Source organism: Streptomyces glaucosporus (assembly GCF_039533345.1).
In the GTDB taxonomy this organism is placed as follows: domain Bacteria; phylum Actinomycetota; class Actinomycetes; order Streptomycetales; family Streptomycetaceae; genus Streptomyces; species Streptomyces glaucosporus.
Genome location: NZ_BAAATJ010000034.1, coordinates 1 through 17,845 on the forward strand (window position 1 = coordinate 1; position 17,845 = coordinate 17,845).

General features: G+C 73.9%; 15 protein-coding genes. 4 read left to right on the top strand and 11 right to left on the bottom strand.

Annotated elements, in window-relative coordinates; genetic code table 11:
- From ABD358_RS25585 to ABD358_RS25605, 5 genes are all read right to left on the bottom strand, one after another.
- The coding region (locus ABD358_RS25585) for an NAD(P)-binding protein (protein ID WP_344633578.1) at positions 1–178 on the bottom strand (178 nt) is incomplete at its 3' end.
- 82 nt (positions 179–260) lie between these two features.
- Positions 261–1,898: a succinic semialdehyde dehydrogenase gene (locus ABD358_RS25590; protein ID WP_344633517.1), complete on the bottom strand. Its 1,638-nt coding sequence runs from the start codon at positions 1,896–1,898 to the stop codon at positions 261–263.
- A gap of 134 nt (positions 1,899–2,032) precedes the next feature.
- Positions 2,033–4,198, bottom strand: coding sequence for a serine/threonine-protein kinase (locus ABD358_RS25595; RefSeq protein WP_344633518.1), 2,166 nt, complete (start codon positions 4,196–4,198; stop codon positions 2,033–2,035).
- A 141-nt stretch (positions 4,199–4,339) separates the two neighbouring features.
- Entirely contained in the window at positions 4,340–6,454 is a 2,115-nt protein-coding gene (locus ABD358_RS25600; RefSeq protein WP_344633519.1) for a serine/threonine-protein kinase, read from the bottom strand.
- 159 nt (positions 6,455–6,613) lie between these two features.
- On the bottom strand, positions 6,614–8,320 hold the full coding sequence (locus ABD358_RS25605) for a glycerol-3-phosphate dehydrogenase/oxidase (protein WP_344633520.1): 1,707 nt from the start codon (positions 8,318–8,320) through the stop codon (positions 6,614–6,616).
- A gap of 190 nt (positions 8,321–8,510) precedes the next feature.
- Here ABD358_RS25605 and ABD358_RS25610 point away from each other — a divergent pair, with 190 nt between their 5' ends.
- Complete coding sequence (locus ABD358_RS25610; protein WP_344633521.1) at positions 8,511–9,773, top strand: nucleotide sugar dehydrogenase; 1,263 nt, start codon at positions 8,511–8,513, stop codon at positions 9,771–9,773.
- Between the two features lie 72 nt (positions 9,774–9,845).
- Here the strand turns inward: ABD358_RS25610 and ABD358_RS25615 are convergent, their stop codons facing one another.
- From ABD358_RS25615 to ABD358_RS25635, 5 genes are all read right to left on the bottom strand, one after another.
- Positions 9,846–10,955, bottom strand: coding sequence for a GuaB3 family IMP dehydrogenase-related protein (locus ABD358_RS25615; RefSeq protein ID WP_344633522.1), 1,110 nt, complete (start codon positions 10,953–10,955; stop codon positions 9,846–9,848).
- Between the two features lie 69 nt (positions 10,956–11,024).
- Positions 11,025–11,291, bottom strand: coding sequence for a hypothetical protein (locus tag ABD358_RS25620; protein WP_344325022.1), 267 nt, complete (start codon positions 11,289–11,291; stop codon positions 11,025–11,027).
- Between the two features lie 42 nt (positions 11,292–11,333).
- Positions 11,334–12,845, bottom strand: a complete 1,512-nt coding sequence (gene guaB, locus ABD358_RS25625; protein ID WP_344633523.1) for an IMP dehydrogenase — start codon at positions 12,843–12,845, stop codon at positions 11,334–11,336.
- Between the two features lie 112 nt (positions 12,846–12,957).
- Positions 12,958–13,554: a sigma-70 family RNA polymerase sigma factor gene (locus ABD358_RS25630; protein ID WP_344633524.1), complete on the bottom strand. Its 597-nt coding sequence runs from the start codon at positions 13,552–13,554 to the stop codon at positions 12,958–12,960.
- A 335-nt stretch (positions 13,555–13,889) separates the two neighbouring features.
- On the bottom strand, positions 13,890–14,501 hold the full coding sequence (locus ABD358_RS25635) for a response regulator transcription factor (protein ID WP_003948568.1): 612 nt from the start codon (positions 14,499–14,501) through the stop codon (positions 13,890–13,892).
- 387 nt (positions 14,502–14,888) lie between these two features.
- On the opposite strand from ABD358_RS25635, the gene ABD358_RS25640 reads away from it, so the two are divergent.
- Complete coding sequence (locus tag ABD358_RS25640; protein WP_344633525.1) at positions 14,889–15,194, top strand: WhiB family transcriptional regulator; 306 nt, start codon at positions 14,889–14,891, stop codon at positions 15,192–15,194.
- A 101-nt stretch (positions 15,195–15,295) separates the two neighbouring features.
- On the opposite strand, the gene ABD358_RS25645 is transcribed toward ABD358_RS25640, so the two are convergent.
- The gene (locus ABD358_RS25645) at positions 15,296–16,213 is read right to left on the bottom strand and encodes a LysR family transcriptional regulator (protein ID WP_344633526.1); all 918 of its coding nucleotides are present in this window, start codon (positions 16,211–16,213) and stop codon (positions 15,296–15,298) included.
- An 80-nt stretch (positions 16,214–16,293) separates the two neighbouring features.
- On the opposite strand from ABD358_RS25645, the gene ABD358_RS25650 reads away from it, so the two are divergent.
- A complete protein-coding gene (locus tag ABD358_RS25650) occupies positions 16,294–16,962 on the top strand; it encodes an MOSC domain-containing protein (RefSeq protein WP_344633527.1) in 669 nt (222 codons plus the stop codon).
- A 38-nt stretch (positions 16,963–17,000) separates the two neighbouring features.
- The gene (locus ABD358_RS25655) at positions 17,001–17,771 is read left to right on the top strand and encodes an SDR family NAD(P)-dependent oxidoreductase (protein WP_344633528.1); all 771 of its coding nucleotides are present in this window, start codon (positions 17,001–17,003) and stop codon (positions 17,769–17,771) included.
- Positions 17,772–17,845 lie beyond the last annotated feature (74 nt).

The following is a 17,845-nucleotide window of genomic DNA, read 5'->3' on the forward strand; positions in this document are numbered from 1 at the left end:
TCGGCAGCGTCTCGCGGGTGAAGCGGCGGCCCGCCTCCAGGACGCCGACGCGGTAGCCCTTCTCGGTGAGCCGCAGCGCGGACACCGAGCCGCCGAAGCCGGAGCCGACGACGATCACGTCGTAGTCGTACGGCGGTTCGGACGGGGTGTGTGCTGCTCTGTCCTGCGTTTCGGGCATGGCGGGACCTCCGGTGGTGCGGCCGTGTCGTTCGGGGGGCGGCGGGAGGGGATGGGGACGGCGGGGATGGGAGCGGCGGGCGTCAGCGGAAGCGGAACGCCTTCAGCGCGCGCAGCGAACGCGACATGAACGCCGCGTACCTCTCGTCGTCCATGCCCAGCGACGGCGCCATGGGCAGGACGCGCTGGTGTGCGACGGTCTGGGCCTCGGTGTACTTGAGGATGCCCTCCGAGCCGTGGCGGCGGCCCAGCCCGGAATCGCCCATGCCGCCCATCGGGGACTGGACGCTGCCGTACGCCGCCGCGTAGCCCTCGTTGATGTTCACCGTGCCGGTGCGCAGCCGGGCGGCGACGGCCCGGGCGCGGCGGGCGCTGCCGGACCAGACGCTGGCGTTGAGCCCGTACGGGGTGGCGTTGGCGAGCGAGACGGCCTCGTCGTCGTCGGTGAAGCGGTAGACCGAGACGACGGGGCCGAAGGTCTCCTCCTCGCAGACGGCCATCGGGGCGGTGACGCCCTCCAGGACGGTCGGCTCGTAGAACAGCGGGCCGATGTCGGGGCGCGGCCTGCCGCCCGTCAGCACCCTGGCCCCCTTGGCGACGGCGTCCTCCACGTGGCGGGTGACGGTCTCCAGCTGCCGCTCGGAGACCAGCGATCCCATGTCGGCGCCGTAGGCGAGGGCGGAGCCCAGGCGCAGGGCTCTGGTGCGGGCGGTGAGGCGCTCGGTGAAGGCGTCGGCGAGGGACGCGTGGACGTAGATCCGCTCGATGGAGATGCAGAGCTGGCCGGCCGAGGAGAACGCGGCGCGCACCGCGCCGGCCGCCGCCCTGTCCGGGTCGGCGTCGTCCAGGACGAGCATGGCGTTCTTGCCGCCCAGTTCCAGCGAGCAGCCCACCAGTCGGAACGCGGCGCGCTGGGCGACCTCGCGGCCGGTGCGGGTGGAGCCGGTGAAGGAGACGTAGTCGGCGTGGTCGACGACCGCCGGGCCCACGACGGGTCCGTCGCCGATCACCACCTGCCACACGGCGGCGGGCAGTCCGGCCTCGATCAGCAGGGCGCGCGCCCACAGGGCGGTCAGCGCGGTCTCGGTGTCGGGCTTCATCACCACGGCGTTGCCCGCGGCGAAGGCCGGCAGGGCGTCGCCGACGGACAGCTCCAGGGGGTAGTTCCAGGGCGCGATCTGCCCGACGACGCCCTTGGGGTGGCGCAGTTCGCGCACCTTGGTCAGGACGGGGATGGCGCCGGTGTGGCGCCGGGGGCGCAGGTAGGAGGCGGCCTTGCGGCCGTAGTGCCGGGCGGCGACGGCGACCGCCTGCACCTCCTCGTGCGCGTGCAGCCGCGCCTTGCCCGTCTCCAGCTGGATCAGGTCCAGCACCTCGGACTGGCGGCTGAGCAGCAGGTCGTGGAAGCGCAGCAGGACGGCCGCGCGCTCGCGCACGGGGCGGGCGGCCCAGGCGCGCTGGGCCTCGCGGGCGCGGGCGAACGCCTCGGCGACGTCCTTCGGTGTGGACTCGGGGAGGGTGGCCAGCTTCTCGCCGGTGAAGGGGGTGTGGCAGGCGGTGCTGCCGCTGCCGGCGACGCCCTCGGTCAGACGGGCGACCAGTGCGTCGGTCACCACGTCCGCGGCGGTGCGGGCGGTGGCGGGGGAAGGAGCGACCGGGTTGCCGTCCGTCGCGTGTGCCGCGCTCGTCGTCCCGGTGGCGGTGCCTGGCGTTTCCGTCATAGAGCGGAGGGTAGGCCGGATCCAGGCCGGTGGGTACCCGCCGGTAACCACTTTTCACGGAATCTGCCAGCGATCACTGGCACAAACCTGCGCGGGTCCGTGCCGTGCCCCGGCCTCCCCGCCCGGGCGTCCCGTCAGCCGGTGAAGCGGTAGGTGTCCGCCAGCGCGTCGAAGTGGCGGTCGACGGTGGCCTTGCGGTTCTCGGGCCCCCTGATCAGCACCGTGTGGTACCTGTCGCCGATGACGATCGCCCGGTTGCGCATGTACGTGTCGCCCCGGTCGTCGGTCCAGCTGAACCGGCCCTCCGCCATCACCGTCCGGCCCACCTCTATCCGCCGCATGCCGGAGCTGGTGGCCCATTCGGAGGCGCGGTAGGCGTCCAGCTCCGGCTGCTCGCCGGTGAGGTACGCCATCGGGTCGTCGCCGTACTCCTCGGTGGTGTCCCGGCCGGGCACCACGACCAGCTCCACGCCCTGCCCCCGGAAGACGACCTGGCCGCTGCCGTTGGGCCCGCTGCGCCGCCAGCCCTCGGGAACGGCGATCTGGAAGCCCCGGTCGTCCTTGTGCCGCACATAGCCGTCGAGTCCCTGCGCGGACTCGGTGGTCCGCGGCTCCCGGGCGCCGGGCGAGGCGGTGCCCCCGTCCTCCCCGGGGCCGGAGGGTTCCGCGGAGGACGGCGCGGAGGACTCCGGGGACGTCCGGCCGGACTCCCCCGGTCCGGTCTCCACCCGGCCGGCGCGCTGGTCGCGCGGGGACACGGAGGATCCGGTGTCCGCCCCGGGCATGAACAGCGCCGCGTACACCAGCGTCCCGGTCAGGAGCAGCAGGACCAGACCGACCAGCGCGCATCCCAGGCGGCGCGGGCTGCGCTCCTTCCGGGCGCGCCGGTGCCGGGCGCGGGCGGGCACCGGCGCGCGCTCGGCGCGCTTCCTGCGGACCAGTTCGCCCCGGCGCCGCACGATGGGCAGCCGCCGCGGGTCGGCGGCCCGGCCCGCCTCCAGGGAGAGCGGAACGGTGACGGTGTGCAGCCCGACCTCCGGCTCGGGCGCGGAGCGGATCAGCGACCGCAGCCAGCCGCCCAGCTCCTCGGCGTCCGGCCGCTCGGTGGGGTCCTGGCGCAGCAGCGACTCCACGACGGGCCGCAGCGCCCCGCACTCCTCGGCGAACGCCGGCGGCTCGGCGCACACCATCTGCACCAGCTCGGCCGCGGAGTCCTCCGGGTAGGGAGCGTGCCCCTGCACGGCCCGGAACAGCAGGGCGCCCAGCGCCCACAGATCGGCCGCCGGGCCGACCGGCGGGGCCAGCCGCCAGTTCTCGTACACCGGCCCGGCCTGCTCGGGCGCCCAGCGCTCGGTGACGGCGCCGACGGTCGTGATCCTGGCCTGGCGGGCCCGTTCGGCGGCGAGGGCGGTGGCGGGGCCGCGGTAGCGGTCCCCGTCCCCGGCCTCCCAGTTCTCGTCCCAGCGCGCGGCGGGGGGGTCCGTGTCCGCGCCGCCTCCGCCGGGGGCCTCCCCGCGGACTCCGGGGATGACGGGGCCGAGGTCGCCGTCCTCCTTCCGGTAGCCCTCCGGCAAGGCGGGCAGTCCGCCCTGGTGCGGGCCGGATCCGGGACCGGACGTCTGCCGGGGCACGCCGCCGCGGAACGGTCCGGCGTCCCCGCCGGGGAGGCCGGGCGGCTCCTCCTGCGGCCGGCCGCGCGGCGGGGCCGGAAGGGGGTCGTACCCGCACAGGGCCTCCTCCGCCGCGCCGGCGGCCAGCCCGGTGAGGACGGCACGGCCGTCGTCGCAGACCAGGACCGTGTGAGGGGTGATGTTGCGGTGGACCCAGCCGTGCGCGTGCACCACGCGCAGGGCGGTGAGCAGGTCGTCGGCCAGCTCGGCGGCGCGGTGGGGGCTCAGCGGCTTCTCCGCGAGCAGGGCCGCCAGCGGCCGGGCGGCGACGAGTTCGCTGACGATCCACAGCCCGTCGCCCTCGACGAAGACGTCGAAGACCTGGTCCAGCCGCGGGTGGTCGGGTATCCGGGCGGCGGCCAGCGCGGCCTCCACCGCGCGCCGCACGGTGGGGTCGGCCGGGCGCCGCGTCGCCCGCCCGGTGCGCGTGCCGCCGTGGCCGCCCGTCCGCCCCGCGCCCCCGCCGACGAACTCCGCCTCCACCACCTCGGGCAGCGGCACCTGGCGGACCGTCACCTCCTGGCCGCTGGCGGTGTCGTACGCGCGGGACTCGACGAGTTCGTACTCGTCGGACGGCGGACGCGGCAGGCGGTACCGATCGGCCAGCAGCCGACCCGAGTAGTCGTCCACGGCGCGCCTCCCCACTGCTCCCCCGCCTACGGTTGCCCGACGACCCGTTCCCATCAGCGGATCGCGGATGCGCAGGGTCTGCGGCATATCACGATACGTGCCGGAGGGCCCTCACGTCGCCGGTCGGCGCGGTTGCCTTCCCTACCGCGGCCGGAACGTCCGGAAAGCGGTCTCCCGCACGGTGCGGCACTCCTCACCGTCCCACTTGCCCGCCTTGCACGTGATCATGATGGCGTAGCCGCGTTCGGAGTCCACCCGGAAGCCGCGGTTGAGGACGCGGACCTTCACGCCCCTCTCCACGCGCTCGAACGTCCAGTCGGCGACGGTCGGGTAGTCCCGCCAGCTCACGGACTTGATCCCGATCAGGGAGTAGCCGTTGCTGCTGCTCCTCACCGCGGGTTCCAGGGACCTCCACGCGCCCGCCGCGCTCTTCCCGGGGCTGCTGTTGAAGTCGACCTGGACCTTGGGGTAACCGCCGCCGGGCGGGGTGTAGATGCCTCCGGAGTTCTGTCCCGCTATGGCGGTGCGCTCGTAGCCCCCGGGCATGAACATCGAGAAGTTGAAGCGGTCGTCGACGATCTTCTCGAAGCCGTCGGGCAGCGTTCCGCCGCCGCCCTGGCCTCCCTTGTCGCCCTCGTTGCCGCCGTCCCCGCCGGTGCCGGCGTCCTCGCCGGTGCCGGAGCCGGTGTCCTCGCCGCTCCCGCCGTCCCGGCCGTCCTCGCCGTTCCCGCCGCCGGAGCCGCCGTTCCCGCCGTCCCGGTCGCCCCGGCCGGACGTCCCGCTGCCGGCGGCCTCGCCGTCCTCCTCGCCGTCCCGGGCCTTCCGGTCGCCGTTGTCCCCGTCGGCGCTGCCGCCGGTGACGGACTGCTGCTGCCGGGTGCCGCCGTTCGCCTCCTCGCCACCGCTGAACGCGACGGCGAGGACGGTCCCGAGCAGGGCGAGCACGACCACGGCGACCACCGCGATGCCGGTGGGCTGACGCGTCATACGGGTCAGGCCGGCCAGACGCGCGGAGAGCGCGGCCGTGGTGATGCCGGCGCCTCCGGGGTTCCCGCCGTCCGGGGCCGGCCGCCGCTCCGCGGCGAGCCTGGCCGCCGCTGCGGCAGCGGCGCCGCGCACGGCCCGCAGCGCCTCGCGCGCCCGCTCGGCGGCCGGTCCGGTGGGGCCGGCCGCCGGGGAGGAGACGGCCGGGGTATCCGGCGCCGCCGCGGCGGCCGGTCTCCCCTTGCCCTCCCGGGCCTCGGGGTCCCCCGGCTTCGCGGCCTCTCCCGGTCCCTTCGCGTCCTTCGGGTCCTTCGCGTCCTTCGGGTCCTTGGCGTCCTTCGCCCGCTTGCCGCCGATCGCGGCCATGGCGGCGGACGCGCGCCCGCCCAGCAGCGGGAGCACGGTCGTCCGGGTGCCCTCGGCCTCGGCGCCGCCCTGGGCCGCCTTCTCCAGCAGCGCCCGCGCGCCCGGCTCGTCCAGCCGCTTGGCCGGGTCCTTCTCCAGCAGCCCGTAGATGACCTCCTCCAGGCTCCCGGCCCGCTTCGGGGGCTCCAGCGGCTCGGTCATCACCGCGGTCAGGGTGGCGATCGCCGAGCCCTTGTCGTACGGCGGGTGGCCCTCCACCGAGGCGTACAGCAGCCCGCCCAGCGACCACAGGTCGGAGGGCGGGCCGGGGCGCCGGCCGCGGGCCCGTTCGGGCGCTATGTAGGAGGGCGCTCCGACCAGCATGCCGGTGGAGGTCAGGGAGGGGTCGCCCTCGATCTGGGCGATGCCGAAGTCGGTGAGGACGACCCTGCCGTCCTCGTCCGCGATGAGGACGTTGGACGGTTTCACGTCACGGTGGAGGATGCCCTCGCGGTGCGCGGCCCGCAGCACGTCCAGGACGGCCAGGCCCACCTCGGCCGCCCGGCGCGGCTCCAGCGGCCCGTCCTCGCGCAGGACGTCGGCCAGGGAGCGTCCCTCGACCAGCTCCATCACGATCCAGGGCCGGTCGTCCTCGTCCACCACGTCGTAGACGGTGACGGCGTTGCTGCTGCGGATGCGTGCGATGGCCTTGGCCTCGCGCAGGGTGCGCGTGATCAGGCGGCGCTTCTCCTCCTCGTCCACGCTGGAGGGGAAGCGCAGCTCCTTCACCGCGACGGTGCGGCCCAGCACCTCGTCCTCGGCACGCCACACGGTGCCCATGCCACCGCGCCCCAGGACGTCGCCCAGCCGGTACCGTCCGCCAAGCAGCCGCCCTGACTTCTTGCCGCGGCCGTCCACGTCGCTCATGTGTCCCCTCACACTCAGCCCGCCCCAGCAGTCGTCCCATTCTCTCCCACGGGGTCGGCCGAGACGTACGCGGCCATGGTCATGCCACCGGAACGGCGGTGCACGGGCGCGCCGCTGACGCCCCGGCACGCCGTTCCGGCGGCCCGGCGGGCGGGAACGTCACAGCGGCACGATGTCCGGAGCCCCCAGCCGCGCGGCGTCGGCGGTCTGGTCGTCGGGCTGGCGCTGGGACTCCCGTTCGGCCTCGACCCGCTTCTCGTAGTGCGCGACCTCCCGCTCGATCTGGTCGCCGTCCCAGCCGAGCACGGGCGCCATCAGCTCGGCGCACTCGCGGGCACTGCGCGTGCCGCGGTCGAAGGTCTCGATGGAGATGCGGGTCCGGCGGGTGAGGACGTCGTCCAGGTGGCGCGCGCCCTCGTGCGAACAGGCGTACACCACCTCCGCCTTGAGGTAGTCGTCCGCGTACGGCAGGGGCTCGCCGAGCCGGGGGTCGTCGGCGATCAGGGCCAGCACCTCGTCGGTGAGCGAGCCGTACCGGCCCAGCAGGTGCTCCACGCGCGCGACGTGGAGGCCGGTGCGGGCGGCGATCCGGGCGCGGGCGTTCCACATCGCCGGGTAGCCCTCGGCGCCCACCAGCGGCACCTCCTCGGTGCAGCACGGGGCGACCCGGTGGTCGAGCCCGTGCACGGCCGCGTCGACGGCGTCCTTGGCCATCACCCGGTACGTGGTGTACTTGCCGCCCGCGACCACCACCAGGCCCGGCACCGCGTGGGCGACGGTGTGCTCGCGCGACAGCTTGCTGGTGGCCTCCGACTCCCCCGCCAGCAGCGGGCGCAGCCCGGCGTACACGCCCTCCACGTCGTCGCGGGTGAGCGGCACGGCCAGCACGGAGTTGACGTGGTCGAGGAGGTAGTCGATGTCGGCGCTGGAGGCCGCCGGATGAGCCTTGTCCAGGTCCCAGTCGGTGTCCGTGGTGCCGATGATCCAGTGCCGCCCCCAGGGGATGACGAACAGCACGCTCTTCTCGGTCCGCAGGATCAGCCCGGTGGTGGAGTGGATGCGGTCCCTGGGGACCACCAGGTGGATGCCCTTGGAGGCGCGGACGTGGAACTGCCCGCGCTCGGCGGTCAGCCGCTGGGTGTCGTCGGTCCACACCCCGGTGGCGTTGACCACCTGCTTGGCGCGGACCTCGAACTCCCCGCCCTGCTCCAGGTCCTTCACCCGCGCGCCGACCACGCGCTCCCCCTCGCGCAGGAAGCCGACGACCCGCGCCCGGTTCGCGGCGTGGGCCCCGTAGGCGGCGGCCGTGCGGACCAGGGCGGCCACGTAGCGCGCGTCGTCCACCTGGGCGTCGTAGTACTGGAGGGCGCCCACCAGCGCGTCCTTCCGCAGGGCCGGCGCCACGCGCAGGGCGTGGCCGCGCGTCAGGTGCCGGTGGCGGGGCAGTCCGCGGCTGCGTCCGGACGCCGCGCCGAGCACGTCGTACATCGCCACGCCGGTGCCCGCGTACAGCCGCTCCCAGCCCCGGTGCCGGAGCGGGTAGAGGAACGGCACGGGCCTGACCAGGTGGGGGGCGATCCGCTGCAGGAGCAGGCCGCGTTCCTTGAGGGCCTCCCGCACCAGGGCGAAGTCCAGCATCTCCAGGTAGCGCAGTCCGCCGTGGATGAGCTTGCTGGACCGGCTGGAGGTGCCCGAGGCCCAGTCGCGCGCCTCGACGATCCCGGTCGACAGCCCGCGGGTCACCGCGTCCAGGGCGGTGCCCGCGCCGACCACGCCGCCGCCGACGACCAGTACGTCCAGCTCGCGTTCCGCCATGTGGGCGAGCGCCTCGGCCCGCTCGGCCGGTCCCAGTGCCGCTGTCCTCACCGCTGCCTCCCAGATCCGTCGGCCGTCCGTCCCTGCTCTGGCCTTTACCCGGTCGTCCGCCTTTCCCACGACTTTGGACCCGAGCGGACACCTCACCGCGCGCAATCCACCATAACTGTCATATATGCGCTTAACCTGACACCGTCCCCACGAGCCGTGCTCCAGTCGACAGGGGAAGGGACGCCGCCTCATGCCCGCAGATCTCGCCGTCCTCGGCCTGGGCCACCTCGGCCTTCCGGCAGCTCAGGCCGCCACCGCCGCCGGTATCGGCACCATCGGCTACGACCCCGACGAGCACGCCGTGGCGGAGCTGAACGCCGGACGGCCCCCGGCCGGCGGCGGGCTGTCGGCGGCCGAGGTCCGCCGGATGCTCTCCGCCGGTTTCCGCGCCACCTCGGACCCGGCCGTCCTCGGCAAGGTCCGCAGCGCCCTCGTCTGCGTCCCCACCCCGCCGGCCGGGGACCGTTCGCTGGACCTCGGCGCGGTGCGCCGGGCCGCGCTGACCCTGGGCGAGCGGCTGCGGCCGCGGACCACCGTCGTGGTGGAGTCCACCGTTCACCCGGGCGGCACCGAGGAGTGCGTCGCCCCGCTGCTGGAGCAGGCCTCGGGACTGCGCGCCGGGCGCGACTTCCACCTCGCCTGCGCCCCCGCCCGCCTCGACCCCGGCAACCGCTCCCACGGCTACGCCAACACCCCGCGGGTCATCGGCGGGCTCACCCCGGCCTGCACCGAGGCCGCCGCGGCCCTCTACGGGCGGCTGACCGAGAAGGTGGTGCGGGCGCGCGGGCTGCGCGAGGCGGAGATGACGGCGGTGCTGGAGACCAACTACCGGCACGTCAACATCGCCCTGGTCAACGAGATGGCCGTGCTCTGCCACGACCTCGGCGTGGACCTGTGGGACGTGATCCGCTGCGCGGAGACCAAACCGTTCGGCTTCCAGGCCTTCCGGCCCGGCCCGGGGGTGGGCGGCCACGGCATCCCCGTCGACCCGGCCTGCCTGTACCGGGGGAACCGCACCCCGGGCTATCCGCTGCGCCTGGTGGAGGTCGCCCAGGAGGTCAACGCCCGGATGCCCCGCTACGTCGCCCAGCGCGCGGCCACGCTGCTGAACGAGCACGGCAAGTCGGCCCGCGGCGCCCGCGTCCTGCTGCTGGGCGTCACCTACAAGCCCGACCTGGCCGACCAGGAGGGCTCCCCCGCCCCCGAGATCGCCTTCCGGCTGCTGGAGATGGGCGCGGAACTCAGCTACCACGACCCGCACGTGCCGCAGTGGCGGGTGGCGGGCCGGCCGGTCCCGCGCGCGGACTCCCTCTACGAGTCCGCCGCCGCGGCCGACCTCACCCTGCTCCTCCAGCACCACCGCGTCTACGACCTGCAGAGCCTGTCCGCCAAGGCCCAGCTCCTGCTCGACACCCGCGGCGCCAGCCCGACGGGGGCGGCACACCGGCTGTGAGGGACGGCGGAAGGGGCCGGGCCCGGCGGATCGTCCGCCGGGCCCGGCCCCTTCGCGTGCGCGCGTCCGCCGTCAGCGGGAGACCGTGACCTCCACGCGCTGGAACTCCTTGAGCTCCGAGTAGCCCGTGGTGGCCATGGCCCGGCGCAGGGCGCCGAAGAAGTTCATGGAGCCGTCGGGGCTGTGCGAGGGGCCCAGCAGGATCTCCTCGGTGGTGCCGACCGTGCCGAGGTTGACGCGCTTGCCGCGCGGCACGTCCTCGTGGACGGCCTCCATGCCCCAGTGGTGGCCGCGGCCGGGCGAGTCGGTGGCGCGGGCCAGCGGGGAGCCCATCATCACCGCGTCCGCGCCGCAGGCGATGGCCTTGGGCAGGTCGCCGGACCAGCCCACGCCGCCGTCGGCGATGACGTGGACGTACCGGCCGCCGGACTCGTCCAGGTAGTCGCGGCGGGCCGCCGCCACGTCGGCGACGGCGGTGGCCATCGGCACCTGGATGCCCAGCACGTTGCGGGTGGTGTGCGCGGCGCCGCCGCCGAAGCCGACGAGGACGCCCGCGGCTCCGGTGCGCATCAGGTGCAGCGCGGCGGTGTACGTGGCGCAGCCGCCCACGATGACCGGGACGTCCAGCTCGTAGATGAACTGCTTGAGGTTCAGCGGCTCGGCTGCCGAGGAGACGTGCTCCGCGGAGACGGTGGTGCCGCGGATGACGAAGATGTCGACGCCCGCGTCGACGACCGCCTTGGAGAACTGCGCGGTGCGCTGCGGCGACAGCGCCGCGGCCGTCACCACGCCCGAGTCGCGGACCTCCTTGATCCGCTGCCCGATCAGCTCCTCCTTGATCGGCTCGGCGTAGATCTCCTGGAGACGGCGGGTCGCCTCGGACTCGTCCAGCTCCGTGATCTCCGCGAGCAGCGGCTCGGGGTCCTCGTAGCGCGTCCACAGCCCCTCGAGGTTGAGCACCCCGAGGCCGCCCATCTCGCCGATGCGGATCGCGGTGCGCGGCGAGACGACCGAGTCCATCGGCGCCGCCAGGAACGGCAGCTCGAAGCGGTAGGCGTCGATCTGCCAGGCGATCGAGACCTCCTTCGGATCCCGGGTGCGCCGACTGGGCACCACGGCGATGTCGTCGAAGGCGTACGCGCGCCGTCCGCGCTTGCCACGGCCGATCTCGATCTCAGTCACGTGCTGTGCCCTTCCTACGGTCTACTCCCCCAGTATCCCCGAGCGGGGTCCGGGGGCCGGACCCCGGTGTCACTCCTCCAGGAGCACCTGGGTGAAGTCCACGACGTGGACCACCAGGACGAGCAGGAGGCCGTCGCTCACCAGGTACTCGATGCCGATGTTCGGCGTCAGCGCCAGCGAGCGGGTGGCCTCGTCCTCGGAGATGGGGATCGACATCTTCGGCCGCGGATCCTGCGCGAGGACCAGCAGGCCCCGCTCCAGCAGCTCCCTGCGGTCGGCGGGGAGCCCGTCCCGGATGCGGGCGGCCTCTTCGGTGTACTTGACCGCGTAGAGCATCGGAACGGACCCCCTCACACAGGCGCGACCAGGTTATACGGCTCAGCGACCCGAGTAGTTCGGGGCTTCCGTCGTCATCTGGATGTCGTGCGGGTGGCTCTCCTTGAGCCCGGCGGCCGTGATGCGCACGAAGCGCCCCCTGTCCTTCAGCTCCGGGACGGTCCTGCCGCCGACGTAGAACATCGACTGCCGCAGACCGCCGACGAGCTGGTGCACCACCGCGCCGAGCGGGCCGCGGTAGGGCACCTGGCCCTCGACGCCCTCGGGGATGAGCTTGTCGTCGGCGGCGACCGCCTCCTGGAAGTAGCGGTCCTTGGAGTACGACCTGGCCTGCCCGCGCGACTGCATCGCGCCCAGCGAGCCCATGCCCCGGTAGGACTTGAACTGCTTGCCGTTGATGAACAGCAGCTCGCCCGGCGACTCCTCGCAGCCCGCCAGCAGGCTGCCGAGCATCACCGTGTCGGCGCCCGCGACCAGGGCCTTGGCGATGTCGCCGCTGTACTGGAGGCCGCCGTCGCCGATGACCGGGATACCGGCCTCCCTGGCGGCCAGCGAGGCCTCGTAGATGGCGGTGACCTGCGGGACGCCGATGCCGGCGACCACGCGGGTGGTGCAGATCGAGCCCGGCCCGACGCCGACCTTGACGCCGTCCGCGCCCGAGTCGATCAGCGCCCGGGCGCCCTCGCGGGTGGCGACGTTGCCGCCGACCACGTCGACCGAGTGGTTCGACTTGATCTTGGCGACCATCTCGCCGACCAGCCTGGAGTGGCCGTGCGCGGTGTCCACGACGATGAAGTCGGCGCCCGCCTCGACCAGCGCCTGGGCCCGCTCGTAGGCGTCGCCGGCCACGCCGACCGCGGCGCCGACGATCAGCCGGCCCTCGGAGTCCTTGGCGGCGTTGGGGTACTTCTCGGCCTTGACGAAGTCCTTGACCGTGATCAGGCCCTTGAGCACGCCGTCGTCGTCGACCAGCGGGAGCTTCTCGATCTTGTGGCGGCGCAGCAGCTCCATCGCGTCCGCCCGGGAGATGCCCACCCGGCCGGTGACCAGCGGCATCGGCGTCATGACCTCGCGGACCTGGCGGTCGCGGTCCGTCTCGAAGGCCATGTCGCGGTTGGTGACGATGCCCAGCAGCTTGCCCGCGGCGTCGGTGACCGGCACACCGCTGATGCGGAACCGGCCGCACAGCTCGTCCGCCTCGCGGAGCGTGGCGTCCGGGCGGATCGTGATCGGGTCGGTGACCATGCCGGACTCGGACCGCTTGACCTGGTCGACCTGGTCGGCCTGGTCCTCGATGGACAGGTTGCGGTGGAGGACGCCGACACCGCCCTGCCGGGCCATGGCGATGGCCATCCGGGCCTCGGTGACCTTGTCCATCGCCGCGGAGATCAGCGGGATGTTCACGCGGACGTTGCGCGAGACGTACGAGGAGGTGTCGATGTCCTGCGGGGCCATGTCGGACTCGCCCGGCAGCAGCAGCACGTCGTCGAACGTCAGGCCCAGCGCGGCGAACTTCTCGGGTACCCCGTCCCCATTGCCGACACTGCCTGTCATGACGCCTTCCATGGCACCTTCCCCAAATACTCTTGCCCGGCGCGGATGTCCATGCTATCGGGCCTGACGGGTGCCCCGTGTCACAGGCCGGACCGGCCCCCGGAGGGACCGGTCACTGCTCGGCGAGCGCGCGCAGCCTCGACAGGGCACGGTGTTGTGCAACGCGCACGGCCCCCGGGGACATTCCGAGCATCTGTCCCGTTTCTTCCGCGGTCAGGCCGACGGCCACCCGCAGCAGGACCAGTTCGCGCTGGTGCTCGGGGAGGTTGGCCAGCAGTTTCCTGGCCCATTCCGCGTCGCTGCTCAGCAGGGCCCGCTCCTCCGGGCCGAGCGAGTCGTCGGGCCGCTCGGGCATCTCGTCCGAGGGCACCGCCGTACTGCCCGGCCCGCGCATGGCGGCCCGCTGGAGGTCGGCGACCTTGTGCTGGGCGATGGCCACCACGAAGGCCTCGAAGGGCTTGCCCGTGTCGCGGTAGCGCGGCAGGGCGCACAGCACCGCCAGGCAGACCTCCTGGGCGAGGTCGTCCACGAAGTGGCGGGCGTCTCCCGGGAGCCGCGTCAGCCGCGTCCTGCAGTAGCGCAGCGCGAGCGGGTGGACGCGGGCGAGGAGGTCGTGGGTGGCCTGCTCGTCCCCCTCGACCGCGCGCTGGACGAGGGCACCGATCTCCCCCTGGCCCTCGGCCGCGGGAAGCGTCTCGTCGTCGCGCATCGGTCCATGGTGCACCCGTCGCGGGCGTTTCGCCGCACCGCGTCCGCGGTCGTGCGCTGAAGCGTTATGGACAGGGGCACTCGCTGTCACGTCCCGCGCCCTCCCCTCACGCCTGGCCGTCCGGTCCCCGAGGAACTCCATACACCCAGGATGCGGCACGCGGGAAATTACGGCACCGGGCCGTTTCCCGGAGGTCCCACCGCCCGGGGCTCCGGGGCCGGTGGGAACCTTCTCCGGGAACGAGGAGAGGAACGGGGACGGGGAGGCGGGGAGCACCGGGGCTCCCCCGCTCCGGCGTCCTCGGGTGTCCGCGGTCCGGGGAGGGGAGGGACCCTCTAGCGGACGAGGCCCCAGCGGAACCCGAGCGCCACCGCGTGCGCCCGGTCGGAGGCTCCGAGTTTCTTGAACAGCCGCCGCGCATGGGTCTTCACCGTGTCCTCGGACAGGAAGAGCTCGCGTCCGATCTCGGCGTTGGAGCGGCCGTGGCTCATGCCCTCCAGCACCTGGATCTCACGTGCGGTGAGCGTCGGCGCGGCGCCCATCTCGGCCGACCGCAGCCGCCTCGGCGCCAGCCGCCACGTGGGGTCGGCCAGGGCCTGGGTGACCGTGGCCCGCAGTTCGGCGCGCGAGGCGTCCTTGTGCAGGTAGCCGCGGGCGCCGGCGGCGACGGCCAGTGCCACCCCGTCGAGGTCCTCGGCCACGGTCAGCATGATGATGCGTGCGCCGGGGTCGGCCGAGAGCAGGCGGCGCACGGTCTCGACGCCGCCCAGGCCGGGCATCCGGACGTCCATCAGGATGAGATCGGAGCGGTCGGCGCCCCAGCGGCGGAGGACTTCCTCGCCGTTGGCCGCCGTGGTCACGCGTTCCACGCCGGGCACGGTCGCGACCGCGCGGCGCAGCGCCTCTCGGGCAAGCGGGGAGTCGTCGCAGACGAGGACGGAAGTCATGATCGCCCTCCGCAGCTCATGCGCATCACCTTAGGCCTCCAGGGCTGGTACGAATCGTCACCTGCGCGGTTGACCGTCCCGGGCATCCGTCCGGCACTTGTCTCCGTCAACCGCCTCCGCACACTCAACGACGGTCACCCGAAAGAGTTACGGTCTTCGGCGCCCGCTTTCAACACCCTACGTGATCGGCCCGACACGGAGGGGCTATCCCGCGCAGATCAGCGGCCGTGTCGTCATTTGCCCTGTTTGGCGGGTTTTCTCTTTATTGCCGCGTGTGTCGCAAAAATTGCGAAGAGACATATTTACATCTACTCATACCGTGGATGTACGGTCGTGACTGTTCTCGACTGGTTCACCAGCATCAGTTCGCTTCCGAGAGGACAAGCCATGGCAGATTTCTCCCGCCTTCCGGGCCCCAACGCCGATCTGTGGGACTGGCAGCTGCTGGCCGCCTGTCGAGGAGTCGACAGTTCGCTGTTCTTCCATCCGGAAGGGGAACGCGGGGCGGCGCGCAGCGCGCGCGAGGCGTCCGCCAAGGAGGTGTGCATGCGCTGCCCGGTCCGGGCCGAGTGCGCCACCCACGCGCTCACCGTGCGTGAGCCGTACGGAGTATGGGGCGGGCTCACCGAGGACGAACGCGAGGAACTGATGGGACGCGCCCGGAACCGGCTCGTCGGCGCCGCCGGCGCCTAGCCGTCCCGCGCACCAAGAGACCGTCCCGGCCCGAGGACCTCGCGAAGAAACGTTCCTGCGCGTCCGCGCCCGGACGCGGTGCCCATGGGTGCGGACGCGCCTCATCCGCGGGCGGCGGCCGACAGGCGGTCCAGCATGGCGGCCACCACCGGGACACGGACCAGATCCGGCAGGGTGAGCGCCGCCACCTCCCGCCCCGCCTCCGGGGTGATCCGCACGGTCCGCACGCCCTCCGGACGCACCGGCCCGATCGCCGACTCGGGCAGCACGGCCACCCCCAGCCCCGCCCCGACCAGTCCCGCCACGGCCGGGGAGCCGTCGGCGGTGAAGTCGATCCGCGGGGCGAAGCCCGCGCTCTCGCAGATCCTCACCAGATGGCCGCGGCAGCGCCGGCAGCCCGCGATCCAGGACTCCTCCGCCAGCTCCCCCAGGTCCACGCTCTCCGCCCGTGCCAGGTGGTGGTCCTCCGGGAGAAGCCCGACGAACCGCTCGGTGAGCAGCGGACGCACCACCAGGCCGTCCCCCGGGTCCCCGAACGCCCCGTCCGCCGCCGGAGCGCCGGAACCGGTGTGGCGGTAGACGAGGGCGATCTCGCACTCGCCCTCCCCGACCATCTCCGCCGAGCGCGGCGGCCCGGCCTCCACCAGCGACACCCGGGCGCCGGGGTACTCCTCGCGCAGCGCGGCGACGGCCGCCGGCACCAGAGCGGCGCTGGCGCTGGGGAAGGACGCCAGCCGCACCCGTCCCGCCCGCAGCCCCGCGATGGCCGCCACCTCCTCCTCGGCCGCGGCCAGGGCGGCCAGGATCCCCGCCGCGTGCCGCACCAGTGCCTCCCCCGCCTCGGTGGGACGCGTCTCGCGCCCGGTACGGACCAGCAGAGGGGTGCCCGCGGCCTGCTCCAGGGCTCTCATCTGCTGGCTGACGGCCGGCTGTGTACAGCCCAGTTCGCGGGCGGCGGCCGAGAACGATCCCGTGCGGGCCACGGCGCGCAGCACGCGGAGGTGACGGACCTCGAACATGTCCTCACCATAAGCAGCGCTTGGCCGGCCGCCCGGATATCCGCTCGTCCCTTTGGGCGGTGTCGCCCTAGGCTGCCCGCATGCGGCTCCTTTCCGTGAACCTGGCCCGGCCCTTCGCGGCCGACTACACCGACTCCCCCACCGGGATCACCGGCATCGACAAGCGCCCGGCCGACGGTCCGGTCGCCGTCGCCGCCCCCGGCCCCAAGGGTGTGGGCGGCAGCGCCCTCGCCGGCGACGCCATCGGCGACCTGCGGCACCACGGCGGCGACCACCAGGCGGTGTACGCCTACGCCCGGGAGGACCTGGACGCGTGGGAGAGGGAACTGGGCCGGGAGCTGCCGGGCGGGGTCTTCGGCGAGAACCTCACCACCTCGGGCGTCGACGTGAACGGCGCCCTGGTCGGCGAGCGCTGGCGCGTCGGGCCGGACGTGGTGCTGGAGGTCTCCTGCGCGCGCATCCCCTGCCGGACGTTCGCGGTCTGGCTGGGGGAGACGGGCTGGGCGAAGCGGTTCACGCGGGCCGCGCTGCCCGGCGCCTACCTCCGGGTGGTCGAGCCGGGCGAGGTCCGCGCCGGGGACCGGATCGAGATCCTCCACCGCCCGGACCACGAGGTGACCGTCTCGTTCCTCTTCCGCGCCCTGACCACCGAACGGGAACTGCTCCCCCGCGTCCTGGCCGCCGGGGAGGCACTGCCTCCCCCCGAGCGCGAGCAGGCCCTGAAGTACACGGCGAAGCAGTCCTCCTGACGGACGGCATTCCGCGTCCGGCCGGATAGCGTGCCGATATGACGACTGCACTGATCACAGGAGCCACCGCGGGCATCGGCGCCGCCTTCGCCCGCCGGCTCGCGCGCGACGGCCACGACGTGGTGCTGGTGGCCCGGGACACCGAGCGGCTGCGGCAGCACGCCACCGAACTCCACGACCGGCACGGCATCGAGGCGTCCACCCTCGCCGCCGACCTCGCCACGGACGAGGGCATCGCGTCGGTCGAGGAGCGTCTGGGCGACCGCAAACACCCGGTGGACCTGCTGGTCAACAACGCCGGGTTCGGCAACAAGGGCCGCTATCTGGAGGTCCCCGTCGAGGACGAGCTGCGGATGCTCAAGGTGCACTGCGAGGCCGTGCTGCGGCTGACCTCGGCCGCGGCGGAGGGCATGCGCGAGCGGGGACGCGGCGGCATCGTCAACGTGGCCTCGGTGGCGGCGTTCCTCCCGCGCGGCACCTACGGCGCCTCCAAGGCGTGGGTCGTGCAGTTCACCCAGGGCGCGGCCCGCGACCTGGGGAGGTCGGGGGTGCGGCTGATGGCGCTGTGCCCCGGGTTCGTGCGGACGGAGTTCCACCGGCGGGCCGGGATGGCGGCGGAGAACGTGCCGGGCTGGATGTGGCTGGACGCGGACCGGGTGGTCGACGCGGCCATGGCCGACCTGGCGAAGGGCCGGACCCTGTCCGTCCCGGACCCGCGCTACAAGGCCCTGATGGGCGTCGCCCGGCTGGCGCCGCGCGGTCTGGTCGCCCGCGCGTCCTCCACCACCGGGCGCTTCAGCCCCAGGTGACCGGCGCACGGCCGTCCCGCGGGCGGCCCCTTCCCCGCTTACGGGCCTCCCGCCCGGCGGCGGCGCGAAGGCCC